A 23,971-nucleotide genomic window follows, 5' to 3' on the forward strand; every position below is an offset into this window, starting at 1 on the left:
TTTTCTAATGCTGGGTTTCATATTTTTAAACGAAAAGGCGCTAGTGTTAAACAACGCTGCATCCACAATGGACAGGATATTGTAATCTTGCTTAAACATTCGAGACAGGCTTACAAACGGAAGCGCTCAGGATATAATTGTTCTACAGCTTTTACAATAAAACCGATGTGGAGGTCGTCCGTCTTGGAAAGAGATATTCGAACACAATTGCTCAGTCTGGCTGAGCCGGAATACCAGAAATTCGCGGCTTCCCTTATCCCGAATATATCCAATGTAATGGGTGTGCGCTTACCCGCAGTCCGCAAAATAGCCAAACAGATCGCCGCGGGAGACTGGCGGACGTACCTGGATACGGCAAAGGACGAATATTTTGAAGAAGTGATGCTGCAGGGCATGGTCATCGGGCATGTGCAGGCAGAGCTGGATGAGCTGCTGACTCGTATTGCGGCTTTTGTTCCCAAGATTGACAACTGGTCCGTGTGCGACAGCTTCTGTGCCGGACTGAAATATACGAAAGTGCATACGGATGCGATGTGGAACTTTATTCAGCCTTATCTGAAATCCGAGAAGGAATATGACATCCGCTTTGGCGTGGTTATGCTGCTGAACTTTTATCTGGAGCAGCCTTATATTCATCAGGTGTTACCGTTGCTTGATCAGATTAAACATGAGGCCTATTATGTGAAAATGGCGGTGGCCTGGGCAGTTTCGATCGCTTATGTGAAGCAGCCTGAAGCTACCATGCCGTATTTGAGGCACAACACGCTTGATGATTTTACGTACAACAAGGCACTGCAGAAAATTACGGAATCATACCGGGTAACGCCGGAGGACAAGCAAGTGATCCGCAGCATGAAGCGTAAGGTGAACAAACAGACAATTGCGCCAAAACAGACAAGCTCCTGACTCAGATGATGGCAAAGGGGTTCTGACTCAGGTTATTGTAAAAGGGATTCTGACTCAGACAATGCTAAAGAGAGGGTGAATATGGAATGCGACAAAAGATAATGTATACCACGATGCAGCTGGACGGTCGTCCTTGGAGTCTGCTTGCAACCGAGAAGGGGCTGTGCAGGATCGTTATGCCGAATGAAACGCTGGAGGACTGGCACGGCTGGATTGGCAAAATTGCACCTGGCGCCGAGCTGGAGGAGAATGAGCAAGCGTTAAAGCAGACCGGTATGATGGACTGGCTGATATCCTATTTTGCAGGAGAAAGGACAGCTTACACAGAGGACATCCCGTTTGACCTGATCGGTACCGAATTTCAGCAGCAGGTATGGAAAGCGCTCGGGCGTGTGCCATACGGTGAGACACGTACCTATGGCGATATCGCTGCCGTGATCGGACGGCCTTCGGCTGTGCGGGCTGTAGGTGCAGCGAACGGAGCGAATCCGATTCCTTTGCTGCTCCCGTGTCACCGCGTTATTGGCGCGAACCGCAAGCTGACGGGCTTTCGCGGTGGTCTGGAGTTGAAGCGCAGGCTGCTGGATATCGAGCAGATTCAAGGCGTTGAAGCTGGAGGGCATGCAAGGTTTGAATTTTAATATCAAGAGGTGAATGATCTATGCAACAGACATATTGGCTGACAAACGTCATTTTGGAACAAGGGTACATTCGTGAAGGAACAGAGGTAACAGGCACACAAACAGGACTCTCGCATCTTCGGATTGAAAACGGAGTGATCGCAGCCGTTCTGGATGGTAGTGAACAGCTGACGGACAATTTGCCGCAAATAGATGGCAAAGGGCTGCTTCTGCTGCCTTCGTTTGAAGAAGCGCACATTCATCTGGATAAAACCTACTATGATGGGCCGTGGAGAGCGGTCAGACGTATCTCCAGTATCTTTGATCGCATGGAAGAGGAGAAGGTTCTGCTGCCTAAGCTGCTGCCCGAGGCCAGACGCCAGGCAGAAAGCCTGCTCGCTTTGATTCAATCCTATGGCTCCACACATGTTCGGGCACATTGCAACATTGAACCGGTCAGCGGGCTGCGGCGGTTAGAGGTTACGAGACAGGCACTTGATCGATATGCAGGCAGGCTATCTTCCGAGATTGTTGCGTTTCCGCAGCATGGGCTGTACCACTCAAACTCGGTGGAGCTTATGGGACAAGCTATGGCTGAAGGAGCAACTCATGTTGGGGGACTTGATCCTTATACTGTAGATAAGAATATGGAGAGATCGCTGCATACGATGGTTGAGCTGGCAGTGAAGCATCAGGCGGGGATTGATATGCATCTGCATGACAGCGGTGAAGCGGGCAAGCAGACATTGCTTGAACTTGTCAGGCTGACGGAAGAAGCAGGACTTCATGGTCAGGTTACGGTCAGTCATGCGTTCTGGTTTGCCAGTGCAGAACAACAAGAGGCTGAAGAAATAGCGGGTCGAATGGCATCGCTGGGCATGAGTGTGGCTTCAACCGTTCCGATTGGCAAGACGATGATGCCGCTGCCGATGCTGCGGCAAGCAGGTGTCAACGTGAAGCTGGCAACGGACAGTCTGACAGATCACTGGTCACCGTTTGGCAGCGGCGATATGCTGGAGAAGGCTGGCCGATTTGCTGAGCTGTATGGATACAGTGACGAGTTGTCTTTGTCACAGTCGCTGGCCCTGATCACAGGCGGAATGACACCGCTGAATGCAGCAGGGGAGAGGGTCTGGCCGAAGGCTGGTGACCCGGCGAGCTTTGTGCTGGTGCATGCGAGCTGTGCAGCCGAAGCCGTTGCACGGCGGGCGCAAAGAGAAGCCGTATGGTATCAAGGTCAAATGGTGAGCGGAAAAAACGAACAGCATCTCTGAAGTTAACTAGCTAAAGCTTGAATAGATAAATTGGGATTAAGCACAAAAGTGAGCCGCGGATACCGCGGCTTTTTTGCATGCCATGATATGAACGTAGTGATCAGAAGCAGAGGAAGAAATTATACGCAGATACCACATTTTGGGTTATGATAGATGAGATTCCAACATAAAGGAGAGTTACGCACATGAACATTGAATATGCCTTGCAGACCGACTACACCTACATCGTTGAAAAGGATCGGCATATTCATCAGGGGCTGGTCGAACCCAAGATAAAGGAGAAGGAAATCTACATCCTCTGGGAAGGCGAAGCAAGGATCGGGTGGATGAGATATGGCTATTTTTGGGATAACATGCCCTTTATGAATATGATCTGGATGGAAGAGCCGTATCGCGGTCACGGATTAGGGCGGCTGGTTGTACAGCATTGGGAAAATGAAATGAAACAAAAGGGTTTTGATATCGTCATGACCTCCACACAGTCGGATGAGCAAGCACAGCATTTTTATCGGAAAATGGGCTATGTTGATGCAGGCGCACTCCTGCTGGACACTCAGCCGCTGGAAGTCATACTGGTCAAAAGAATTTAGGCATTACAACTGGAGGAATGTTGAGTATGAATCATCACATGGAGAAACGAGTAACGTTACAACGGATAACAGAGGAAAATGAGGAGCAGTGCATCCGTCTTCAACCACGGGAAGATCAGCTGGCACTGGTAGCCAGCAACGCGGATTCATTAATTCATGCGACCAAGGAAGTCACTTCAAGACCTTACGGAATTTATGCGGGAGATGACATGGTCGGATTTGTTTTATTTGATAACGAGATGTATACGGACGGGTACTACTGGATTCTTCGTTTTATGATTGACAGGCAATATCAGGGGCGGGGTTATGGAAAAAGCGCTATTCAGGAGATTATTCACATGCTGCAAGCACGAAGCGACTGTAAACAGATCAGAGTATCTCATGTACCTCACAATATCGCAGCCAATACGCTGTACAAGCATTGTGGTTTTCAGGAAACAGATGAACGAGAGGATAACGGTGATATTATTTTGAGTTACCGTATAAGAGAATAGGGGGCAGCAAGTCATGATCAGAGAAGCGGAAGCCAGAGATGCAGCATGTATTGAAGGATTGTACAGAGAACTACTGCCCGATCATCCGGATACGATAGTGCTCGCTGAACGCATTGAAGAGATCAGATGCCACGAACACAGCTTTCTGTTTGTATACGAAGTGGAGGATCAGATAGTCGGTACCGCACATTTACATATTTGCTTGGATGCTCTCGCAGGAAATCGACCGTTTGGTGTGGTGGAGAGGGTTGTTATTTCTGACAAGGTGCGGAGCAAGGGATACGGTTCAGAATTGATGGAGTACCTTGAACAGGTGTGTGTACAGCTGAACGCTTCGAAGATGCTTCTTGCCAGTGGTGCCTCCAGGCACGGGGCCCATCAATTCTACACGAAGCTTGGGTACGATGGAGAGTCCAGTAAAGCATTTAAGAAATATCTATAACTTTAGGAGATACGTCCAACAAGATGAGACATAAAAACGATCGGCTCTTGAATAAAAGGTTCATTGCGGTGATGTTTACACTGTTGCTTATGACATTATGTTGTTTTTCTACTGCGGCATATCTGCGAGCGAAGTCGGATTCCAATATGTATGCTTTTCTTGGCTGGGACATGTTTCTGGCCTGGGTTCCACTCCTGATTTCATCGTTCATGGCTTATGTCTCCAGGCATATGTCCGCCAGCCCTCGTATGAACGGTATCGCTTTGACAGGCTTACTAGCTCTTGTATGGCTTTTCTTTCTGCCCAATGCGGCCTATCTGTTTACGGAGATGCTGCATACATTCCGATATTTTACGGCTCAGCGAGGAAATCCATTTTGGTACAGCATGGATTTCTGGTACAGTTTGAGCCTTACGTTTGGTGTAGCGATCACGGGTTTACTGCTTTCGACGTGTTCCATTATGCAGATTCAACAGATTCTTCATAAATGTATACATAGATTGGTCTGCTGGATAATTGTCGGGGGGATCTTGCTTCTAAGCAGCCTGGGTGTATATATCGGGAGGTTTAATCGCTGGAATTCATGGGATATCGTGTCCAGACCCGGGAAGATTGTCATGGATTTGGTGAATGATCTAGGGGCAGAAGACAGTATCCTGCTCGAATTTGTAACACTGCTGTTTGTGGTGCAGGCTTTTATATATGTCATTATTTCACTGCTTAATTTCCAAAGCAAGGAGCTGTCCCGATGAGAGTAGTTATAAACCGTGTTCGTTTGCTGGAGCAGTTAAGCAGAACGGTCCGTTTTGTGTCATCCAATGAGCATGTTCGAGTGCTTGAATGTGTGTATGTAGAGGCGTCTGCAGACCAAATCAGCATCATTGGTGGAGAGGGCACCACTTTTTTTATGACGGAGATGCATACAGAGCATGTTCAGATTCAGCAATCAGGCAGAGCTGTGGTGCAAGCCAAACTTCTGGCCGACATCGTGCGAAAGATGCAAGAGAAGGAAGGGGTACTGCAATTAATTATGACGGCCCGGACAGCTGGCTGAATTTTGTGCACATAAGAAGCAGCAGGATAGATTAATAACGACATTCAGGAGGTAAAGGCATGGGGAAAGCTTCTGGTTTTATCCAGCAACTGCCTAATATTCAAGAGTGCCAGCGGATGTTCAAGGCAGCAGCGATGCTGGATGCCATTTTGATGCCGGAATGGCAGTATAGATACTACTCATACAATGCGCATTGGGATGTGAATGAGCAGATGGCCTCGCTGAGAGATGGAGAGGGAGATCACTATTTTGCGCTGTTTGATTCCCGCGGTTTGATCGTGAAAGGTTACGACAAAGCCTATGCATCTCTTCATAAGGATCAGCTTGGTGACGTGTTGACGGGTGTGCCTGAGGTATTTGAAGCGTTTCTGAAAGAGCCCGCTTTTATGATGGATCAGACGACATTCTGCATCTGGAATGAAGCGGAGCGGAACGAGTGGGCCTCGAGTCAGCAGCTTGCGGATGAAGCCTATGCCTTGCTACAGTTGCTTACTGGAGGTGCAGCGTATTATCATGCCTGGGCTCAGGAGTATTATGAGATTGAACTGGAGCTGCAGTGGGTCCGGCATGTTTTTGCCATGAAGCCGCTGAATGAAGAGCTGCTGCAAGGGCTGAATGCGGAACTGGAGCTTGATGAGCTTCAGGAGGATATTACGGAGATTGGATACGCGGTCTAGGAGGAATGACATATGAGTTTAACAGAGTGGACTGCAGACACGCTTCAATATGATCTGTCAGATGAATACTCGCTCAGGCTTGCGGATGATCAGGAGTGGGGGATATTTTGCACCATTTATTATGATATGGGTTACGTTGGATTTTTCAGAGAAGAAGAGTTCAACTCCTCAAGGTGCAGCGCGTACTGGATCTATCAGAATGAGAGCAAAATAGGCGGTGTGCGAATGGAACCGAACAAGATGTATCATTTATTCTTGATTCCGCCATTCCAGCAAGGATATCAGGTCGTCAAGCTGCTGAAGCAAAAATTAATGCAATGGTCTGATCGCAGTAGACGTATCGTGACATTTGAGATTCTGCCGGGTCAGGTGGACTGGTTTGCCAGAGCCGGTTTCTGGCCGGCCGAGTTCAGGTGCCGCTGGATGCAGCGGCCTGTGGATCGTTATGAGATCGAATGGGAGGACAGATGGTCTGTACAAAGTCCCGAGATTATCGCAAACGGAACGGGCGGTTTGAAGTACATCAACGAAGAGCAGATCGCCCGGTGTGATCTGGAGAGTTTTGGCGGCAGTCTTGAAGCAACGCGAAGAAAGAAAAAATCCCTGGAAGATTTTACTCCAGACGAAGACCCTAATTATACGAACGAAATCCTGACCCGGGCCTCTACGCTTGTATATGATCAGGAGACGGGACAGTTGGTTGCCAACTGCCGCTTGTGTCTGCAGGACAATCAGGCTGCGGTATACAGTATCGGCGTCATTCCTTCGTATCGAGGAAGAGGGCTGGCTACCCGGATGTTAAAGAGAGCATTAACGATGCTCAAGGGTCACTATCCATTTTTGCGGCTGTATGTGATGGAAGGTAATGAAGCAGAGTCCGTATATGTGAATCTGGGCTTTGTACAGGGGATTCAGGAGATTCAGACGATGTATATTCCCGAGGAGGAATCGGAATGAAAGCGGCTATTCTAACCGATATTCATGGAAATGCTCCTGCACTTCAAGCTGTACTGCATCTGCTTGAGGGGAAAAGGCCGCTGGAAGGACACAAAGGCATGCAGCAGCATCATGAATGGATTGCGGAGCGGCTCAGCGAGGACTCCATCGAGCGAATACAGCTTTTACCCCAAGCAATCGAAGAGGAAGTTGAAGGACAGCATGTGCTTTTGACTCATTATCATATGACTGATGACAAGCTGGATGCAATTGAGAAGGAACCTGCCGGAATAAAGTGGGATGCAAAATACGAAGGAACCTCGTATGATCTGATCTGTTTTGGACACTATCATATTCTGCATTATTTCAGGACAGCGCGGCGTGTCTACCTGAATCCGGGAGCATTGGGTTGTAATGACCTGGCGGTGGCGAGATACGGAATTGTGGATTTTCAGAAGCATCAGCTGGATGTAAGATTTACGGCGGTGCCCTACGATAATAGACCATATTTGCAATCGTATGTGCGTCTGAACGTGCCTGGTCGGGATTTTATTTTGAAAGCCTTCCACGGGAATCAACTCGAAAAAGAAATGAATTAGCGACAAGGGCGATCTGGCAAGGTCGCCTTCTCTCGTGTATAAGGTCGCCTTTTTTCATTCATATTGTTCAAAATAGGGGGAGGTAACTATCATTTTTGTTGTCATTATTGGTGTACTTGTATTGCTGATTCTAGGTCAATATGTAGTTAAGGCAGCTATCGATACTTCGAAAAATAGTGAGCATACGCGCGAGATTTTGGAAGAGTTAAGGGAAATCAAAGCGTTATAAAAAGAGAAGCAATTAATCAGTTACGGAGGTGGTTCCAGTGCCATACCTCTGATGGAATAGAGGCAGGCCGCATTCCACAAGCGATGAAAAAGAACTAACCAAACTTTATTTCAGTGTGTTTATATCAGAAGAGGAGGCATATATAATGTCAGGTCATACCGCATTGGTCATTATCGATGTGCAGAGTGCTATGTTTGATGAGTCAGATCCGGTATATCAGGGTGAGCAATTGCTCGTAACCATCCAGAAGCTTATTGTGTCAGCTCGTGAAGCAGGGCAGCAAATCGTTTATATACAGCACAGTGAAGGGCCCGGGAGTCCATTGGAACGAGAAACATCGGGATGGGAGATTCATCCGTCCTTTGCACCGGTCACTGGCAATCTAATTTTTGAAAAAGAAACACCGGACTCGTTCCACGGAACGGATCTTCACGAGCAATTACAGTACTGTGGTATCTCTAGCCTTATTCTCGCAGGCATACAGTCGGAGATTTGTGTGGACACGACTTGTCGCAGAGCGTTTAGTCTGGGGTATAACGTACAGCTGATTCGAGTTGCACACAGTACATGGGACTCAAATGTGCTTCTGGCAGCACAGATTATTGAGCACCATAATTCTGTACTGAGCATGTTTGCTCACGTTGTGAATTCAGAAGACGCTATGAGGTGATTACGGATCGCTCTGAGATTGAAGCATAATGCTCAGGTTACGATACAATACAACGGCAAACAAATTTACGTTACGAAGAATGGGCGTTTTAACCAGGACTCGAGGTATGTGCTTTATCATCAGGCGTTGAAGGATTATCTGGATAAAGAATTGGAGGGAACATACTATGGAGGGAGTCCGATTAAGGAAGAACAGGAGGAGACGTGATGACGATTCATAAAAAAATATTCAATTGGTCTGCATGGCTTGCTCTACTATCTATCTTTTTCATTCCCGGTACATTGCAGACGGAAGACGGGCCGCTTCGAACGGAGTATGGATTCCCGCTTCGTTTTCTGACGGACTATCATATTTCAAACCCGGAGGCATCCATCTGGTTTATTTCAGGCATGCATATTAATTTGCTGGTGTACTTTGTCAATATTCTGCTTATTTATACCGGAATACATATAGTGTTGTATATCAAGAAGAGATTAACTGAGAAAGAAATAAGTTGACCTATCCATCTACACGTTAACGGAGAGGACAGAAAAAACCTGAAAAAGCGGAGCGGTCGCCTAAAAGCTTTCTGAAAGAAAGCTACTTCGGAAGCATAATCTTATCACCGGATTTTCCCCTTTATTTAAAGGGAATCAAAAAAATCTGGGGATAACAGCGATTGGAAGGTTGTTCTGTCATCGGAGTGGATGGTGTACAATCTTTAGTTCAATCCAACCTAGGAGCGTGAAGCTGTATGGAAACGTTTTTTCGATATAACTGGATGGTGCGTGAACAGTGGTACGCGTGGTGTGCAGAACTGCCGCCAGAAGAACTGCTTCGTCAACGTACAGGCGGGGTCGGGAGTATTCTGAGAACTTTCTTTCATGTCATTGATGTGGAGTGGAGCTGGCTGCAGGTGCTGCAAGGCAAACACGACGGTGCGGAGGACTTTGCGAACTATCAGACGCTTGAAGCGGTTCGTGAGTTTGACCGAAAACTGCATCCGGACGTTGAATCATTTGTACTGGCCTGGGAGCCGAGTATGGAAAAGAGACCTTACATCGACCGCCGAGCCGATGTGCGTGTAGATATAGACGCTTGGGGTGAAATCATGCGCCATGTGATTGCACACGAAATTCATCATATGGGGCAGTTATCGGTGTGGGCCAGAGAGCTGGGCAGGGAGCCTGTGTCAGCCAATGTTATAGGCAAGGGTTTGATTCGGCCTGATGGAAACGAAAGGTCGTGAGTATCATGATACAGCTTGACAGTATTAACTGGGTTCAACTGGATGAAGCAGTTCGGCAGGAGATGAAACAGGCGTATCGACTCATTCCATTGAAGCCAGGCTTAGAAGCCGAGGTTATGCGTGTCGAGCTGTCTGATCAGCTCTACGTGCTGAAGATTTGGAACAAGGAATCACGCCCGGATATTGGTAAACAGTATGAGTTACTATCTGCTCTTGCGCAGAGTGGGGTTCGAGTGTCCAGACCTTATGGTTGGGGGATGGATCAGCATCGGAATCAAGTGTTACTCATGAGTTACGATGGTGTCCCGGTTACCCGGCTGGGTCGGCATATATTAAGTCGGATGGCTCAGACTTTACACGAGATTCATCAATATTCTGTCAACGTTACAGATCATCGAGAGGAACTGGAAGCGTACTTGCCCCGATATGACTTTGTTGACTACTTTTTTCCTCAGGCTGCGGAACACGAGGATATTTATCCCATTGTTCATGATCTGACGAAGCGTGTACAGATCAGACAGGAGCATTTGATCCATGGCGATTATAACCTGGGAAATATGGTTGAGATGAACGGACAATATACGATTATTGACTGGACCAATGGACAGTACGGAGATCCGAGATACGATGCTGCATGGTCTGTTTTTCTAATCAGGATATACAACGGAGAAGAGTGGGGCCATTTTTATCAGACCGCGTTACAAGCTGTCTCCAATCATATGTTGGATGAGGAATCGGCTTTCGAAGCCTTGGCCTGGTTACGTTGGGTGCTGCTTTCACGCGGTGGCGGTGTTCCCAGAGATGCTGAAGTGACGCGGCGGGTCCTGAATATTGCTGCTCATAACCCGTATTTGCACGCAAACTTGCTGTGAGCCTGTCCTAAATTCACACCTTCTGCATACCAATAATAGTAGAGGAGTGTGATGGATGATGGAACAGAAGGTACAGGCGTATTTCGAGCTGAAGCAGCAGCAGAAGCAGATTGAACAGCAGTTATCTGTATTGAGAGATGAGATCGTGTCGTACTGTGAGCAGCAGGGAGTATACGAGACGGAATTAGGCTCTTATAAGGTGAAAACGGTGCTTCAGCAACGCAAGGAATATGACGATCAGAAACTGTTCGCCTCTCTGCCCGATCCAGAGATCTGGAAGCTGCTGTCCAAAGTAGACAACCATAAGCTTAAAAGCTTGATCAAGCTGAACATTCTCTCGGAGGAGCAGATTAGTCCGGCATGTACTGTGAAACAGGTGACCCTGCTGCAGGTGGAGAAGGTATAGCATGCAGATCTATTCCGTCTGCTCGCTGCTCAAATTGGTAGAATTTTAGGGGGCAAAACGTTTATTTTATACATGGAAAGCGCATTCATTTTTCGGTATGATAAAAAAAAGAACCTTGTGAGGAGGAACCAGGATGTCTACCGAAATTCCGTCCCTATCTGCATCTTATGCCAATTCATTCAAAATAGGTGCGGCAGTGCATACAAGAATGCTGAAGACTGAAGGGGAATTCATTGCGAAGCATTATAACAGTGTAACCGCGGAAAATCAGATGAAGTTTGAAGAGGTTCACCCGCGAGAGCATGAATATACGTTTGAGGCGGCAGATGAAATCGTTGATTTTGCTGTGGCTCGTGCAATCGGTGTACGCGGGCATTCCCTGGTATGGCACAATCAGACGCCGGCATGGGTATTCGAGGATGCTTCCGGAGGACCGGCTTCCAGAGAACTGATGCTGTCCCGGCTGAAGCAGCATATTGATACGGTTGTTGGCCGTTATAAAGGACAGATTTATGCCTGGGATGTCGTCAACGAAGCGATTGAAGATAAGACTGATCTGATTATGCGGGATACCAAATGGCTGCAGTTACTTGGGGAGGATTATCTGGTTCAGGCATTTAATATGGCTCATGAAGCAGACCCCGATGCGCTGCTGTTCTACAATGATTATAATGAGACGGACCCGGTCAAACGGGAGAAAATCTATAATCTGGTTCGTTCTTTACTGGATCAGGGCGCTCCTGTCCACGGTATTGGTATGCAGGGGCACTGGAATATTCACGGTCCATCTATCGAGGAGATTCGGCAAGCGATTGAACGTTACGCTTCATTGGATGTGCAGCTTCATGTGACTGAACTGGATTTGTCCGTGTTTGGTCACGAGGAGCGGCGTACCGATCTGACCGAACCAACGGCAGAGATGGCAGAGCTCCAGCAGAAGCGCTACGAGGACATTTTTGCGCTGTTCCGTGAATATCAATCCAATATCACTTCGGTGACGTTCTGGGGAGTTGCTGACAATTATACCTGGCTGGACAATTTCCCTGTACGTGGTCGCAAAAACTGGCCGTTTGTATTTGATACACAGCTTCAGCCAAAGGATTCCTTCTGGCGGATTATCGGGCGAGTCTAGGTTATGTAAGTCAAACTAAAGATGTTCTCACAGTCCGCTGGTTTTCCCGGATGTATAGCCTTGCATGCAGCCCTTGATAAAGGGATAGCCTGTAAGGCTTTTTGAAGTATCTTATAAATATAGCAGATATATTCTAATTTTAGCATTGTCACTTTGACTGTACGATGCCATACTTGAGAAAAAAAGGGGAAATGGCAGGTGAATCCATGTACAAGGTCATAGTAGCAGATGATGAGCCGTTTATGCTGGAAGGCTGGAGAACGATGATTGATTGGCAAGGCTGCGGATATGAGTTGTGTGGAACTGCAACGGATGGAGAAGAAGCGCTTGAGCTGATCGGCACGGTGAATCCGGATTTGGTCGTAACGGATATCCAGATGCCGGTGCTTGATGGACTGGGTCTGATCAGAACGATGCGTGAAGAGCTGAGATATGATTCCCAGATCGTGATTGTAACCGGTTATTCCGAGTTTGGATATGCACAGCAGGCGATACGTTATCGGGTGAATGAATATGTGCTTAAACCTCTGGTTCCTGAAGAGATTCATGAATTGTTACGCAGTATGATTGTTCCTTTGGATTTACAAAGACAGGAGATGGAGCAGCTATCTGCAGGCGAGCAGTTTGCAGCCGCGGAACTTCTGGACACACCTGCTGAAGTAAACGGCACACTTGAAGAGACTGATCTTGAGAAAATGACGTCTCATGCCAAGCAAATGCTTTCTTTTATGGAAGCTGGAGATGTGAAAGGCATTACACATGCGATCGACGAGATGCTGGAGGAAATGCAGACATCACGGTCTGGACTCAGCCTTGCTCAGAGCATTGTGTTGTATATTCACGGAGAGCTGCTGCGTAAATATCGAGTGCTCGGGGCAGATTCCATGCTGCTTCAAGAGCAGGCGTGGCACCAAACCGAGAGATGGATTACGGGAGATTTGAAAGAGCTTTTTGTTCAAATTACAGAAACCTTTGCTTCCGCTGGTCAGAGCGATCCAGGCTCCGGGGGACTGGTGACTGAAGCGGTTCAATATTTAAAGCAGCATTATCGGTCCAAAATCAAATTGCAGCAGCTCGCTAATCACATTCATGTGAATGCGGCTTATTTGGGGCAACAGTTCAAGCGTGAGATGGGTGTCAGCTTCAGCGAATATGTGCATCGCCTTCGGATAGAGGAAGCACGCAGACTGCTTCGGCGCACCAATATGAAAATTTCAGATATAGCATTTGAATTGGGCTATCACGATGCCGAGTATTTTACAGAGAAATTTAAAGCGCTTACAGGAGAGTTGCCTTCTCTATACAAAAACAACAGTCAAGGGTGATCATGTGCGCACAAAATGGAGGAACTTTCGTACCGTCAACGACATCCCCCTTCGATACAAGTTTTTACTGATTTACGTGCTCAGTATTTTGCTTCCGATCATTGCGATCAATCTGTTTTTTTATCAGCGAACTTCAGCAGATATCAAGGTGCGGGAGCAGGAGAATCTGCGCAAATCCATCGACCGGGCTACTGGTGAGCTGGTGGGTATGATTGATGAGAGCGTTGCATTGAGCCGGATGATTGCGGCAGACGATTCCTTGTATGAAGCTCTGGATCGTACCTATCAGTCACCTGTGGAATATTACAATGAGTACCATGTTTTTCTTCGAGATAAATTGACACGGTATATGTCGGCTAACATTCTTGAAGTCCGTATTTTTACAAATAATGATACGATCCAGACCGGCAGCCATTATATCGTCATGAAGGATAAGGGAACCACGCTGCCAGGGATCGAGCAGTTGAATCAAGCCAGCGGAGATATTCTGGTTATTGATTATGAAGAAGAGTCGGGGTTCAGTCGGGGGAAACGAATCAGCGTTATTGGGAAAATGAAGACGTTCACTTCTTACGCAAATTACGCGAAGTATTCCAAAATTGATCTGGAAGTCAACCGGATATACAGTATCCTGAATCGTGAGACGAACAGCCTGCAGCTGAGGCTGGTGGATGGCAACAATCGTCCCGTCGTGTCCAGCGCACGCTTCCCGGCAGATGGCGAGTGGTCCGGTGATGTAGATGCTGAATATGTGCTGGAAAAGTCTCTTGGCAATCTGGCTTATCTGGACGGCTGGAAGCTGATTGGGGTTGCGGATACGCGGCATGTCGATCAGCTGCTGAACGAGGCGCGGAATTCGATTTTGTGGCTGGCCGTCATCAGTGTTATTGTGCCCTCGGTGCTTATTTATTTTATTCTGCGTTCTTACCATTATCGTATCCGGAAGTTATCACGGCATATGGAGAAAGTACGGAATGAGCGTTTCGACCTGATTGAAATTCAGGAGGGCCGGGACGAGATCGGTGGATTAATTCGTACGTTTAATATGATGATCAGCAAAATTCATTCTCTGATTAACGATGTCTACAAATTGGAGATCAGGCATAAGGATCTGGAACTGGATCAAGTGCGCACAGAATTATCTATGCTTCAGAGCCAGATGAATCCGCATTTTCTGTTTAATACACTGAATGCGCTGCTGGTTGTGAGTACCAAAAATGGATATACGGAAGTGTCGGAAATTATCAAGAGTTTATCGCTGCTCATGAGGCAGCTGCTCAGTCGATCCGATAATCTGATCCCGCTGCAAGAGGAGCTGCAGTTTACTACCCTTTATCTTCAGATTGAGAAGTTCAGGTTCGGGGATTTGTTCGATTATACACTGGATATTGATCCGCAGGCTGCAGGCAAGCGGATTCCGAGAATGAGCATTCAGCCGCTTGTGGAGAATGCGTGCAAGCACGGTCTGCAGGCCCGTAAAACAGGTCGGTTGATTCATATAACGGCCCAGCTTGAGGAATCAGGGCTGACGATTGGTGTGATTGATAACGGCGTGGGTATGGAGCAGGACAGATTGCGCCAATTAATTCAGGATGTACGCTCGGATCAGGCGAAGGACGGCTCGCATGTGGGCATTCGCAATGTCTATCGACGTCTGGAGCTGTTCTATGAAGGGCATGCAACGTTTACGATTCGCAGTGAGAAAGGCAGCGGAACAGAGGCTGGATTTCATATTCCTGCAGATCGACTGTAACGCATGAAAAGGGGGGCAACGAGATGTATAAAGTGCTTCTGGTGGATGATGAGCCGTTTGCAATTGAAGGGCTGCAGCTTTTGATTGACTGGCGGAAATTTGGCTTCGAAATTAACGGTGTATGTGCCAACGGTGAAGAGGCTGTTGAGGCCATACGCACAAGCAAGCCTGATCTGGTTGTTACAGATATTCATATGCCCGCGATGAACGGACTTGAACTCATTGAAGAGGCTCGTCGCCAAGGGTATGATTCGACGATGTTTGTTATTACGAGCGGTTACAGCGATTTTAATTATGCAAGGCAGGCGATTCGGCTTGGTGTGAGCAATTATTTAACAAAACCGGTCGATACGGTAGAAGCGGATGATATGCTGGAGCGACTGGCACACGAATTGAAGCAGAAGCATGAGCGCGAGTCTGTACGTGAACAGGCCAAACATCAGGAAATCAGACAGGTTCTCTTCGCGCTCGTTACTGATCAGGAATATGAGAATAAAGATACAGCAGCTCATGTCATCTCAAGTTTGAAGGAGCAGGCCTGTCAATGGTCATATGTCAAAGTGAGATTTCAGCGAGCTGATTCGGGTCAGATCCGTTCTGCGATTCAAGGTGTTGTGACCCGTGAGCAATGCTGTTATGTGGTGGAGAATGAGCAGGATGTCTGCGGCATCGTACGGGGGGAATGTAGTCCATTACCGGAGACTCTGCAAGAAGGAAGTCATCGGGATTTTGCCGCGCGACTGTTATCTGCTTTAAACGAAGTGGTGCCACAAGGCGTGCAGCTCGCCGTTGGGCTGCCTGTGCAGCAGCTGGAGAACCTATCTCTGTCCAGAAGCATGGCTGCCCAAGCGGAGCGTTTTCTATTTTTACATGAGGGTGATCTGCTGTTCGCCGAAGATATTCAGGAACAACGTCTAATATTTAACCCGGAGTCTCTTCGTGAAGTAGATCTCATTATGGAGCATGTGGAGAACGGTTCGCCAGAACAGGTGAGCCAGTCGATCAGAGAAGCCTTCAGCCAATTGGTGAAAAGTAAGACGGCTCCTGAACTGGTTCATATCTTCATCACCCAGATTTTGTTTCGGGGGCTCTCCCTGTGCAAGGAGCTGGGAGGAGAACCAAAAGAGCTGCTGAAGAACACAGCTATCTATCCTGGGCATCAGGATTATCGGAATATTGAGGAGTCTGCCAATATGTTGGAGTCGTTTTGCTTAAAGTGCCGGGCACTGGCAAGCTCACTTCGTCAAAAGCAGCTCGGCGGGACACAGGCAATGGTGGCTGAATACTTGCAGGAGCATTTCAGAGAAACCTTTACAATCAAGGAGCTGGCAGAACGCTTTTATATGCATCCGGTGCATCTCGGGCAGTCTTTTATGCGCAAGTATGGTAAAGGTGTTCTGGACATGGTGCATGATCTGCGGATTGAGGAAGCGATAAGGCTGCTTGTAGCATCGGACGTAGCCTCATGTGCAATCGCAGAGCAGGTCGGATATAAGAGTTACCAGCATTTTTTGAAGCAGTTTGAGCGAAGAACAGGGTTGAAACCGGCGGAATATCGTCTGAAGTTTGCTCAGTGAAGAGGACTTGACGGGGGTATGAGCTGGTTCAATACCTCCTGAAATTAAGGGGGGCAGATGCTTAAATCTGTTTATTTTGTAACCGCATACATTTCCTCATAATAAAGACAGTAAGGCAAACCACTTCCAAGGAGGCGCAATACATGGGGGGATTGAAGAAAAAGAAACTTTGGGGTTCCATTTCTCTCGTTATGGCATTAACTCTGGCACTTGCAGGATGCAGCAGTGAAGAGGCCAAAACGACGACACCCGATGGCAAGGAAGTATTAAACATCTCGGCTTTTATCGGAACACCAAATCAGGCACCGGCAGCGGATAACCGCATCTACAAAAAGATCGAAGATGAGCTCGGTGTCAAACTGAACATGGAGTTTCTCGTAGGTGACTTGCAGCAAAAGCTGGGGGTTATGGTTGCAGGGGGAGATTATCCTGACCTGATTACAGCAGATACCAAGCTGGTTGCGGCCGATGCGGTTATTCCGCTGGAAGATCTGATCGAGCAGCATGCGCCAAACCTCAAAAAGCATTATGCAAAAGATTGGGAACGGATGAAGGATTCCAGTGACGGTCATATTTACTGGCTGCCGAACTATGGCGTATACACGGGTGAGTTCATCAGTAACTACTATTCCGGCCCTGCGTTCTGGATTCAGAAACAGGTACTGAAAGAGGCCGGATATCCAACTCCGAAAACGCTTGATGATTACATGAAGCTGATTCGTGATTACACAGCGAAGCATCCAACAACCGAAGATGGTCAGCCGACGATCGGTTTTACAACACTGGCTTCCGACTGGAGAACATTTCCGCTCCTGAATCCGCCAGAGCACTTGACAGGTCATCCAAATGACGGCGGCGTTGTCGTTGATGAAAACGGTGTTGCAAGCGTATTCGCGGATAAAGATATATCCAAACGTTATTATAAAGAGCTGAACAATCTCTATAACGATGGATTGCTGGACAAAGAAGCTTTTGTTCAGAACTATGACCAGTACTTGGCTAAAATCTCTTCTGGACGTGTTGTCGGTATGTTCGATCAGCACTGGAACTTCCAGCAAGGTGAAGATACGCTCGTAGCTCAGAACAAAATTGGTCAAACGTATGTAGGCTTCCCGCTTGTATATGACACAAGCATCAAGGATCACTACCTGGATCGTCCGGTTATCAACTTGAACAACGGTTTTGGTATCAGTAAAGATGCGAAAGATCCTGTAGCTATCCTGAAGTTCCTCGATGCACTGATGGATGAAAAGTATCAGAAGTTGTTGTCCTGGGGTGAAGAGGGCGTAGACTACATGGTCAACGAGGAAGGCAGATTCTATCGTACACCTGAACAACGTACTCAACAGGAAGACCCGGCATGGAAGCTGGCTAACAAAGCAGAAGGCTTCTATGGTGCAGCACCGAAAATGGAAGGTACATTCTCGGATGGAAACGCTATTGGTGCAACCAATCAGCCTGAGGAATTCTACGACAGCCTGAAAGCTGAGGATAAAGAGCTTCTGGATGCCTATGGTTTCAAAACATGGAGTGACTTCTTCTCTCCTGCACCTGAGAACCCGGTGTATTATCCAGCTTGGCAAGTGGATCTGAAGGAAGGCTCCGATGCTTCGGTAGCCAACAAACAAATGACAGATACATCCTTGAAATATTTGCCAAGAGCGATTATGTCCAAAGCAAATGAATTCGACTCCATCTGGAGCGAGTACGTGGATGCTTACAAGAAAATTAATGTGAAGGCGTATGAAGACCGAATCAATGAGCAATTGCAATGGCGGATTCAGAACTGGACCGTGAAATAAATAAAGGCGACCGAAGGATTGCATTGGAAGGCATAGGGAGCAGCATCTGCTCCTGTGCCTTCTGAACAATCGATCCCCGAGTACCGCTGTAAGTTGATAGGAGGAGTGAAAGATGGCGAACACGCCAGGAGCTATACAGGATAAATCTGCTCCAACCATAGTGACCAAGACGCCTCTTATGAAGCGCCTGCGCAGTCAAAAACAACTGATGTTTATGTCTCTGCCCATCGTTGCTTATATTCTGGTTTTCTCGTATTATCCGATCTGGGGCTGGGTGATGGCATTCCAGAATTACAGTCCAGCGAAGAAATTTTCGCAGCAGGAGTGGGTCGGACTTAAGCATTTCAAATTTCTGCTTACGGACGACGCGTTTCTGAACGTACTTCGCAATACGATCGCGATGAGTTTGATTAACATGATCCTTGGCTTTGTAACAGCCATTGTTTTTGCGATTTTGCTGAATGAAATCAAGAACAAGCTGTACAAACGTACGATTCAAACGATTTCGTATCTGCCTCACTTTCTGTCCTGGATCATCGTTACGGGCATTGTAGCCAGCTCGTTATCGGTAGACGGCGGGATTGTGAACGTGGTGCTAATGAAGCTTGGATTCATCGATGAACCCATTATGTGGCTTAGTGTTCCAGAGTATTTCTGGGGAATTGTCGGTGCGTCGCACGTCTGGAAAGAGGTCGGCTGGAATGCGATCATCTATCTGGCAGCAATCACCTCGATTGACCCTTCGCTGTATGAAGCAGCAGAGATTGATGGAGCTAACCGTTATCAGAAGATGCTGTATGTAACCCTGCCTGGAATCAAGTCCATCGTTATTATTTTGCTCATTATGAACATGGGATGGATTCTGGAAGCCGGATTCGAAGTACAGTATTTGCTAGGTAATGGTGTCGTGGTTGACTGGTCTCAAACAATTGATATCTTCGTCTTGAAATACGGTCTGCAGATTGGTAACTATTCACTCGCCACTGCGGCAGGTATATTCAAAACGGTGGTCAGTATCACGCTAATATTTGCAGCTAACTCTATATCCAAACGATTCGGCGAAGACCGATTAATATGAGGAGGACACATCGATGGGAATAAACAAATCTCGGGTTGAGCCGATTGTCTTCCACACATTTAACGGCTTGCTGATGATCTTTATTGCAGTAGTGACCTTGTACCCGTTTTTGAATACACTGGCTATATCATTTAACGCGGGTAATGATACCATTCGGGGTGGAATCTACCTGTTACCAAGGGAATGGACCACTCAAAACTACAAAGCAGTATTTGCAGGCGGAACAATATTTGCAGCTTTTTGGGTTTCCGTTGCAAGAACTGTACTGGGTACGGTGCTCAGTCTGTTCCTGACATCCATGCTGGCGTATACGCTCAGCCGTAAAGATTATATCCTGCGTAAACCGATTACCATTATTGTCGTTATGACGATGTATTTCAGTGCCGGTCTGATTCCAACCTACTTCCTGATCAAGGACCTGCACTTGCTCAACAACTTCCTGGTTTATATCATTCCGGGACTGATCAGTGCATTTAACATGATCGTTATTCGTACGTATATTCAGACGCTGCCTGAAGGATTGATTGAATCCGCCAAGATTGATGGCGCAGGCGATTTCAGAACGTTTATGTCCATCATCTTGCCGCTCTGTCAACCGGTGTTGGCAACGGTAGCGTTGTTTATTGCGGTAGGCCAATGGAACTCCTGGTTTGATACATTCTTGTACGCGTCTTCCAAGCAAAACTTGAGTACACTGCAGTACGAGTTGATGAAGCTGCTCTCCTCGTCCATGAATACCAACAGCAGTGCATCCGTTTCAAGTGGAGCGGACATGGGTCAGGCACGCAACCTGGTAACACCGATATCGATCCGGGCAGCAATTACGATTGTTGCAGCCTTGCCAATCCTGGTTGTGTATCCGTTCTTGCAGAAATATTTTGTACACGGTTTGCAGCTGGGTAGTGTGAAGGAATAGTTGAAGAGAAAGTGAAGTATCACATCAGTTTGTTTATCAAGTGTAATTGGATATCAGATTCAGAGAAATCGGCCTATGCAGGCCGATTTTTTTGATGTACAGAGAAACTTGGGATAAGGAAATGACATCCATTAATATGAAGTATATGTTATAATTTTAACGATGAAGCGTGTTTCGCAAAAAAGAGGAGCTGTAACGAAGATTTTGATGAATCGGTGTATCTTCAATTATTATAAATCCAAGCTCAGATGGAGTTGAGGAATGTGGGAAATATCGGCAAGAATATGTTAACGTTCATTGGGAATTTCGTGATGGCCTATTTTATTTTTGGCGAAGGCACAATGGAACGGCCGCTGATGTTTGCACTGTGGATGCTCATGCTGACGATGGGGATAGATTGGTATAAAAGCAGAAGTAATCATACATTGAATTAGTGCTGGACTAAACGATGGAGCCGATTCTGGAAGAGGGTCGGCTCTTTATTTTACAATTCAAGAGTGAAGCGTGTGCTGTGGGACGCTGTGATCCCCGATAATGGAACGGTTTTCATTAATGGAGGTGTCTGAGAATGTCACATATGCCAGTTCTGGATTCCTTCAGACATTGGATGCAGCAGGAACAAGAGTGGCTACAGAGACGTTACATCACCACGGAGGAAAGGAAGCAAGACGATACAACATGTAATGAGCACTCTTTCGAACCCTTCATTGGATATAATCATGAATCGAAGAAGGCCATCGGGCAGGTGACGGTATGGGCATCCAGGCAGATGGAATTCGAAGTGATCAACCTCGCAACAGAAGAGCGTTTATTATGGACGTATGTTGAGCAGATTGAAGAGCAGAGTGCGGATTTCAAAACGATACTCGAACCTTACTTTGATGCGCTGCAATCCGGGGACAAGGTGTAATCATGTTTTCTTCGGACTGCGTAATTGGACGAGAATAAGGGATTCCATTTACATCAGGGTCGTTGTTCATTACACTTGAGAAGTAAAGCTTATGTTTCACACCAATTCAGAGGTTCAGGAGGACGTTTATTATGCATCAATCAGCCCATATTCAGGAAGCACGTGATTACATATTAAATCGGATCAATACCAAGCCCGTTACAGGTATGATTCTGGGCTCGGGGCTGGGAGCGCTTGCGGACGAAATTGAAAATGCTACGGTTATTCCATATACCGATATTCCTTATTTTGCTCAATCCGAGGCCATTGGTCACGCGAATGAACTTGTGATCGGAGAACTGATGGGACAGACCGTGGTAGCAATGAAAGGCCGTCTGCACTATTATGAAGGTTTCACTTTGGACGAAGTAACGTTCCCGGTTCGTATTATGAAAGCACTCGGTGTGGAGAAGCTGATTATCACCAACGCTTGCGGCGCGATTAACACCAGCTTTGAGCCAGGTCAGCTGATGCTGATCACGGATCATATCAATCTGGTTGGCAACAATCCGCTGATGGGTCCTAACAATGCTGAGCTGGGGGTGCGTTTCCCGGATGTATCCCAAGTGTATAACCGTGAACTGCGCAGCATCGCTCTGGAGGTTGCTGAAGAGCAAAAAGTAAGCTTGCAGCAGGGTGTATACGCATGGTGGAGTGGCCCGGCTTATGAAACCCCTGCGGAGATTCGCATGATCCGTACGATGGGTGCTGACGCTGTAGGTATGTCTACCGTACCAGAAGCCATCGTTGCGATTCACGGCGGCATGAAGGTGCTCGGTATTTCCTGTCTGACAAATATGGCGTGCGGTATTCTGGATCAGCCGCTGAGCCATGATGAGGTTATTGAAGTCGCAGCGAAAGTGAAAACAACGTTTATTGGACTGGTGAAAGGTATTCTGCAAAAAATCTAACAAGCAGCTCTATCTAGCCACATCGTATTGAAGGTGTTAACAAACGCATTGTCCGAGCCAGGCTTTGGGTGGGCAATGCGTTTTTGAGTTTTGATAAAAGAAAAAAATTCCTTAATCTGAAGAATCATCCTATAATAAAAAGAGCAATGATCAGAATATGAATTTAACGGAATTTGATAAAGGAGACAAGGAAACATGGAAGATTTGCGTCAAGATGAATATGTCATTTTCCAGCGTATTCATGCGAATTGGTTGAGAGGACTTGAAGGTGTAGGAGGAAGGTTATTCCTGACCAATCAACGTCTGATTTTTGTTCCCCATAGCTTGAATTTTCAGACCGAATCGGTTCAGATCGAGCTTTGGGGAATGAGCAAAATCGAAAAGCATCAAACGTGGGGATTAATCCCGAACGGTATCAAAATTACGCTGGAGACAGGTCATGTTTTTAAGTTTATCGTATGGAATCGATCCAAAATTATCCGCGAGATCATCTATGCGAAGAGAACGGATGATATTATACCAGGATAGAATTTGGAGCAAACGTACATAACGATCTGCTGTCTTGGGAAGAGATTGCAAGGGACAGACAACAACAAGGAGGGACACGCTATGATTAGAGGATTAACCAAAGCTGGTTTGGGCAATATCGAGTCAGATGAACAGTACATTACGTATGCGGCTCAGTACGGGTTTGGGGCTGTAGATTTGAATCCGCTATCATTCGTTCAGACGTATGGCATTGGGCAAGCTCAGCATCTGCTGGAAAGCAATCAAGTCATCATTGGCTCTGCGGATTTGCCAGTGGAATGGCGCATGGCCGATGAACAATTCCGAGAGGGGCTGCCGAATCTGGTCGCGATGGCCGAAGCATCTGCTGCACTGAACGTGAACAAATGCTGCACCTACATTCTGCCCTCTACCGATCAGCCTGCTGCGACATTTATGGCTGCCGCGACCAAACGACTCAAGCTTTGTGCTGATATTCTGGATGCTTATGGTATCCGGCTCGGACTAGAGTTTGTCGGGTGTCATCACTTGCGTACGCAATGGAAGAATCCGTTTCTTTGGCGTTTAGATGATACGTTGGACTGGATCCATACCATCCACGCACCCAATGTGGGTTTGCTCGTGGATTCCTACCACTGGCACACGAATGGTTTGGAGATGAATGAGCTGCTGAAGTTGAAGCGGGAGCAGGTGGTTCATGTGCACATTAATGATGCCTATGACTTGCCGATTGAGGAATTAAAGGATGGAGAACGGCTTTATCCGGGAGAAGGAGTCATTGATCTGAGTGGTTTTCTGAAAAATCTGAAGACCATCGGTTACAACGATGTCGTGGCTCAGGAAGTGCTGGCACCTGCATCCGAACTGGATGTGGAGACACGGTTTGCCAAGTCGAAGGCAGGCTTTGATCGGGTGTTTGCTCCTCTTTAAAAAGAATACAATAACCTATGACCCATGCATTTGGTATGGGTTATTTTTGTTGTTCGATGACAGGCCTAGTAGAAATGTAATGAATTTTTACAAT

General features: G+C 46.9%; 29 protein-coding genes. All 29 read left to right on the plus strand.

Features of this window, described 5'->3' with window-relative positions:
- Positions 1–183 precede the first annotated feature (183 nt).
- Positions 184–906, plus strand: a complete 723-nt coding sequence (locus tag HNR77_RS15485; protein WP_184185938.1) for a DNA alkylation repair protein — start codon at positions 184–186, stop codon at positions 904–906.
- Between the two features lie 86 nt (positions 907–992).
- The gene (locus HNR77_RS15490) at positions 993–1,547 is read left to right on the plus strand and encodes a methylated-DNA--[protein]-cysteine S-methyltransferase (protein WP_184185941.1); all 555 of its coding nucleotides are present in this window, start codon (positions 993–995) and stop codon (positions 1,545–1,547) included.
- 20 nt (positions 1,548–1,567) lie between these two features.
- Positions 1,568–2,800, plus strand: coding sequence for an amidohydrolase (locus tag HNR77_RS15495; protein WP_184185944.1), 1,233 nt, complete (start codon positions 1,568–1,570; stop codon positions 2,798–2,800).
- 185 nt (positions 2,801–2,985) lie between these two features.
- The gene (locus HNR77_RS15500; protein WP_184185947.1) at positions 2,986–3,390 is read left to right on the plus strand and encodes a GNAT family N-acetyltransferase; all 405 of its coding nucleotides are present in this window, start codon (positions 2,986–2,988) and stop codon (positions 3,388–3,390) included.
- Between the two features lie 26 nt (positions 3,391–3,416).
- Complete coding sequence (locus tag HNR77_RS15505; protein WP_184185950.1) at positions 3,417–3,884, plus strand: GNAT family N-acetyltransferase; 468 nt, start codon at positions 3,417–3,419, stop codon at positions 3,882–3,884.
- Positions 3,885–3,897: 13 nt separating this feature from the next.
- A complete protein-coding gene (locus tag HNR77_RS15510; protein WP_184185953.1) occupies positions 3,898–4,326 on the plus strand; it encodes a GNAT family N-acetyltransferase in 429 nt (142 codons plus the stop codon).
- Between the two features lie 23 nt (positions 4,327–4,349).
- Positions 4,350–5,078 (plus strand): DUF1361 domain-containing protein, encoded by a 729-nt coding sequence (locus tag HNR77_RS15515; RefSeq protein WP_184185956.1) that lies wholly within the window; start codon positions 4,350–4,352, stop codon positions 5,076–5,078.
- Entirely contained in the window at positions 5,075–5,380 is a 306-nt protein-coding gene (locus HNR77_RS15520) for a beta clamp domain-containing protein (protein ID WP_184185959.1), read from the plus strand. Before HNR77_RS15515 ends, HNR77_RS15520 begins: the two co-directional genes overlap by 4 nt.
- A 59-nt stretch (positions 5,381–5,439) precedes the next feature.
- Positions 5,440–6,057, plus strand: coding sequence for a hypothetical protein (locus tag HNR77_RS15525; RefSeq protein ID WP_184185962.1), 618 nt, complete (start codon positions 5,440–5,442; stop codon positions 6,055–6,057).
- A 12-nt stretch (positions 6,058–6,069) separates the two neighbouring features.
- Positions 6,070–7,014 carry a GNAT family N-acetyltransferase gene (locus HNR77_RS15530; RefSeq protein WP_184185964.1) on the plus strand — a complete coding sequence of 315 codons (945 nt, stop codon included), beginning with the start codon at positions 6,070–6,072 and terminating at the stop codon, positions 7,012–7,014.
- Positions 7,011–7,592 (plus strand): metallophosphoesterase family protein, encoded by a 582-nt coding sequence (locus HNR77_RS15535; protein ID WP_184185967.1) that lies wholly within the window; start codon positions 7,011–7,013, stop codon positions 7,590–7,592. The genes HNR77_RS15530 and HNR77_RS15535 overlap by 4 nt, the downstream gene beginning before the upstream one ends.
- Before the next feature lie 374 nt (positions 7,593–7,966).
- Positions 7,967–8,491, plus strand: coding sequence for a cysteine hydrolase family protein (locus HNR77_RS15540; protein WP_184185970.1), 525 nt, complete (start codon positions 7,967–7,969; stop codon positions 8,489–8,491).
- A gap of 18 nt (positions 8,492–8,509) precedes the next feature.
- Positions 8,510–8,698, plus strand: coding sequence for a hypothetical protein (locus HNR77_RS15545; protein WP_184185973.1), 189 nt, complete (start codon positions 8,510–8,512; stop codon positions 8,696–8,698).
- The gene (locus tag HNR77_RS15550) at positions 8,698–8,988 is read left to right on the plus strand and encodes a hypothetical protein (protein ID WP_184185976.1); all 291 of its coding nucleotides are present in this window, start codon (positions 8,698–8,700) and stop codon (positions 8,986–8,988) included. Before HNR77_RS15545 ends, HNR77_RS15550 begins: the two co-directional genes overlap by 1 nt.
- Before the next feature lie 236 nt (positions 8,989–9,224).
- Complete coding sequence (locus HNR77_RS15555) at positions 9,225–9,719, plus strand: DinB family protein (RefSeq protein ID WP_184185979.1); 495 nt, start codon at positions 9,225–9,227, stop codon at positions 9,717–9,719.
- Between the two features lie 5 nt (positions 9,720–9,724).
- Entirely contained in the window at positions 9,725–10,591 is an 867-nt protein-coding gene (locus tag HNR77_RS15560; RefSeq protein ID WP_260410589.1) for a phosphotransferase family protein, read from the plus strand.
- Between the two features lie 55 nt (positions 10,592–10,646).
- Positions 10,647–10,997 carry a hypothetical protein gene (locus tag HNR77_RS15565; RefSeq protein WP_311768633.1) on the plus strand — a complete coding sequence of 117 codons (351 nt, stop codon included), beginning with the start codon at positions 10,647–10,649 and terminating at the stop codon, positions 10,995–10,997.
- A 133-nt stretch (positions 10,998–11,130) separates the two neighbouring features.
- Positions 11,131–12,129 (plus strand): endo-1,4-beta-xylanase, encoded by a 999-nt coding sequence (locus tag HNR77_RS15570; protein ID WP_184185985.1) that lies wholly within the window; start codon positions 11,131–11,133, stop codon positions 12,127–12,129.
- 206 nt (positions 12,130–12,335) lie between these two features.
- Positions 12,336–13,454, plus strand: a complete 1,119-nt coding sequence (locus HNR77_RS15575) for a helix-turn-helix domain-containing protein (RefSeq protein ID WP_184186088.1) — start codon at positions 12,336–12,338, stop codon at positions 13,452–13,454.
- Between the two features lie 76 nt (positions 13,455–13,530).
- On the plus strand, positions 13,531–15,207 hold the full coding sequence (locus HNR77_RS15580; RefSeq protein WP_311768634.1) for a sensor histidine kinase: 1,677 nt from the start codon (positions 13,531–13,533) through the stop codon (positions 15,205–15,207).
- A gap of 23 nt (positions 15,208–15,230) precedes the next feature.
- Entirely contained in the window at positions 15,231–16,784 is a 1,554-nt protein-coding gene (locus tag HNR77_RS15585) for a response regulator transcription factor (protein ID WP_184185988.1), read from the plus strand.
- A 143-nt stretch (positions 16,785–16,927) separates the two neighbouring features.
- On the plus strand, positions 16,928–18,586 hold the full coding sequence (locus tag HNR77_RS15590) for an ABC transporter substrate-binding protein (protein ID WP_184185991.1): 1,659 nt from the start codon (positions 16,928–16,930) through the stop codon (positions 18,584–18,586).
- 112 nt (positions 18,587–18,698) lie between these two features.
- Positions 18,699–19,664 carry an ABC transporter permease gene (locus HNR77_RS15595; RefSeq protein ID WP_184185994.1) on the plus strand — a complete coding sequence of 322 codons (966 nt, stop codon included), beginning with the start codon at positions 18,699–18,701 and terminating at the stop codon, positions 19,662–19,664.
- A gap of 13 nt (positions 19,665–19,677) precedes the next feature.
- Positions 19,678–20,580: a carbohydrate ABC transporter permease gene (locus tag HNR77_RS15600; protein ID WP_111270753.1), complete on the plus strand. Its 903-nt coding sequence runs from the start codon at positions 19,678–19,680 to the stop codon at positions 20,578–20,580.
- A gap of 263 nt (positions 20,581–20,843) precedes the next feature.
- Entirely contained in the window at positions 20,844–21,014 is a 171-nt protein-coding gene (locus HNR77_RS15605) for a hypothetical protein (RefSeq protein WP_221443862.1), read from the plus strand.
- 134 nt (positions 21,015–21,148) lie between these two features.
- Positions 21,149–21,490, plus strand: coding sequence for a hypothetical protein (locus tag HNR77_RS15610; RefSeq protein WP_184185999.1), 342 nt, complete (start codon positions 21,149–21,151; stop codon positions 21,488–21,490).
- A 131-nt stretch (positions 21,491–21,621) separates the two neighbouring features.
- A complete protein-coding gene (locus tag HNR77_RS15615) occupies positions 21,622–22,440 on the plus strand; it encodes a purine-nucleoside phosphorylase (protein ID WP_184186003.1) in 819 nt (272 codons plus the stop codon).
- Positions 22,441–22,635: 195 nt separating this feature from the next.
- Positions 22,636–22,968, plus strand: a complete 333-nt coding sequence (locus tag HNR77_RS15620) for a GRAM domain-containing protein (RefSeq protein ID WP_184186005.1) — start codon at positions 22,636–22,638, stop codon at positions 22,966–22,968.
- Positions 22,969–23,049: 81 nt separating this feature from the next.
- Positions 23,050–23,877 (plus strand): sugar phosphate isomerase/epimerase family protein, encoded by an 828-nt coding sequence (locus HNR77_RS15625; RefSeq protein ID WP_184186008.1) that lies wholly within the window; start codon positions 23,050–23,052, stop codon positions 23,875–23,877.
- Positions 23,878–23,971: the final 94 nt, after the last annotated feature.

This window comes from Paenibacillus sp. JGP012, assembly GCF_014203995.1.
GTDB lineage: Bacteria > Bacillota > Bacilli > Paenibacillales > Paenibacillaceae > Paenibacillus > Paenibacillus silvae.

What these genes read in the sequence shown, in the direction of transcription:
- HNR77_RS15565 (WP_311768633.1), top strand. Translation starts at nt 10,647, where the DNA reads ATGATGGAACAGAAGGTACAGGCGTATTTCGAGCTGAAGCAGCAGCAG.
- HNR77_RS15615 (WP_184186003.1), top strand. Translation starts at nt 21,622, where the DNA reads ATGCATCAATCAGCCCATATTCAGGAAGCACGTGATTACATATTAAAT.
- HNR77_RS15500 (WP_184185947.1), top strand. Translation starts at nt 2,986, where the DNA reads ATGAACATTGAATATGCCTTGCAGACCGACTACACCTACATCGTTGAA.
- HNR77_RS15590 (WP_184185991.1), top strand. Translation starts at nt 16,928, where the DNA reads ATGGGGGGATTGAAGAAAAAGAAACTTTGGGGTTCCATTTCTCTCGTT.
- HNR77_RS15625 (WP_184186008.1), top strand. Translation starts at nt 23,050, where the DNA reads ATGATTAGAGGATTAACCAAAGCTGGTTTGGGCAATATCGAGTCAGAT.
- HNR77_RS15570 (WP_184185985.1), top strand. Translation starts at nt 11,131, where the DNA reads ATGTCTACCGAAATTCCGTCCCTATCTGCATCTTATGCCAATTCATTC.
- HNR77_RS15535 (WP_184185967.1), top strand. Translation starts at nt 7,011, where the DNA reads ATGAAAGCGGCTATTCTAACCGATATTCATGGAAATGCTCCTGCACTT.
- HNR77_RS15550 (WP_184185976.1), top strand. Translation starts at nt 8,698, where the DNA reads ATGACGATTCATAAAAAAATATTCAATTGGTCTGCATGGCTTGCTCTA.
- HNR77_RS15510 (WP_184185953.1), top strand. Translation starts at nt 3,898, where the DNA reads ATGATCAGAGAAGCGGAAGCCAGAGATGCAGCATGTATTGAAGGATTG.
- HNR77_RS15530 (WP_184185964.1), top strand. Translation starts at nt 6,070, where the DNA reads ATGAGTTTAACAGAGTGGACTGCAGACACGCTTCAATATGATCTGTCA.
- HNR77_RS15515 (WP_184185956.1), top strand. Translation starts at nt 4,350, where the DNA reads ATGAGACATAAAAACGATCGGCTCTTGAATAAAAGGTTCATTGCGGTG.
- HNR77_RS15585 (WP_184185988.1), top strand. Translation starts at nt 15,231, where the DNA reads ATGTATAAAGTGCTTCTGGTGGATGATGAGCCGTTTGCAATTGAAGGG.
- HNR77_RS15620 (WP_184186005.1), top strand. Translation starts at nt 22,636, where the DNA reads ATGGAAGATTTGCGTCAAGATGAATATGTCATTTTCCAGCGTATTCAT.
- HNR77_RS15575 (WP_184186088.1), top strand. Translation starts at nt 12,336, where the DNA reads ATGTACAAGGTCATAGTAGCAGATGATGAGCCGTTTATGCTGGAAGGC.
- HNR77_RS15595 (WP_184185994.1), top strand. Translation starts at nt 18,699, where the DNA reads ATGGCGAACACGCCAGGAGCTATACAGGATAAATCTGCTCCAACCATA.
- HNR77_RS15520 (WP_184185959.1), top strand. Translation starts at nt 5,075, where the DNA reads ATGAGAGTAGTTATAAACCGTGTTCGTTTGCTGGAGCAGTTAAGCAGA.
- HNR77_RS15495 (WP_184185944.1), top strand. Translation starts at nt 1,568, where the DNA reads ATGCAACAGACATATTGGCTGACAAACGTCATTTTGGAACAAGGGTAC.
- HNR77_RS15505 (WP_184185950.1), top strand. Translation starts at nt 3,417, where the DNA reads ATGAATCATCACATGGAGAAACGAGTAACGTTACAACGGATAACAGAG.
- HNR77_RS15490 (WP_184185941.1), top strand. Translation starts at nt 993, where the DNA reads ATGCGACAAAAGATAATGTATACCACGATGCAGCTGGACGGTCGTCCT.
- HNR77_RS15555 (WP_184185979.1), top strand. Translation starts at nt 9,225, where the DNA reads ATGGAAACGTTTTTTCGATATAACTGGATGGTGCGTGAACAGTGGTAC.
- HNR77_RS15560 (WP_260410589.1), top strand. Translation starts at nt 9,725, where the DNA reads ATGATACAGCTTGACAGTATTAACTGGGTTCAACTGGATGAAGCAGTT.
- HNR77_RS15525 (WP_184185962.1), top strand. Translation starts at nt 5,440, where the DNA reads ATGGGGAAAGCTTCTGGTTTTATCCAGCAACTGCCTAATATTCAAGAG.
- HNR77_RS15540 (WP_184185970.1), top strand. Translation starts at nt 7,967, where the DNA reads ATGTCAGGTCATACCGCATTGGTCATTATCGATGTGCAGAGTGCTATG.
- HNR77_RS15600 (WP_111270753.1), top strand. Translation starts at nt 19,678, where the DNA reads ATGGGAATAAACAAATCTCGGGTTGAGCCGATTGTCTTCCACACATTT.
- HNR77_RS15610 (WP_184185999.1), top strand. Translation starts at nt 21,149, where the DNA reads ATGTCACATATGCCAGTTCTGGATTCCTTCAGACATTGGATGCAGCAG.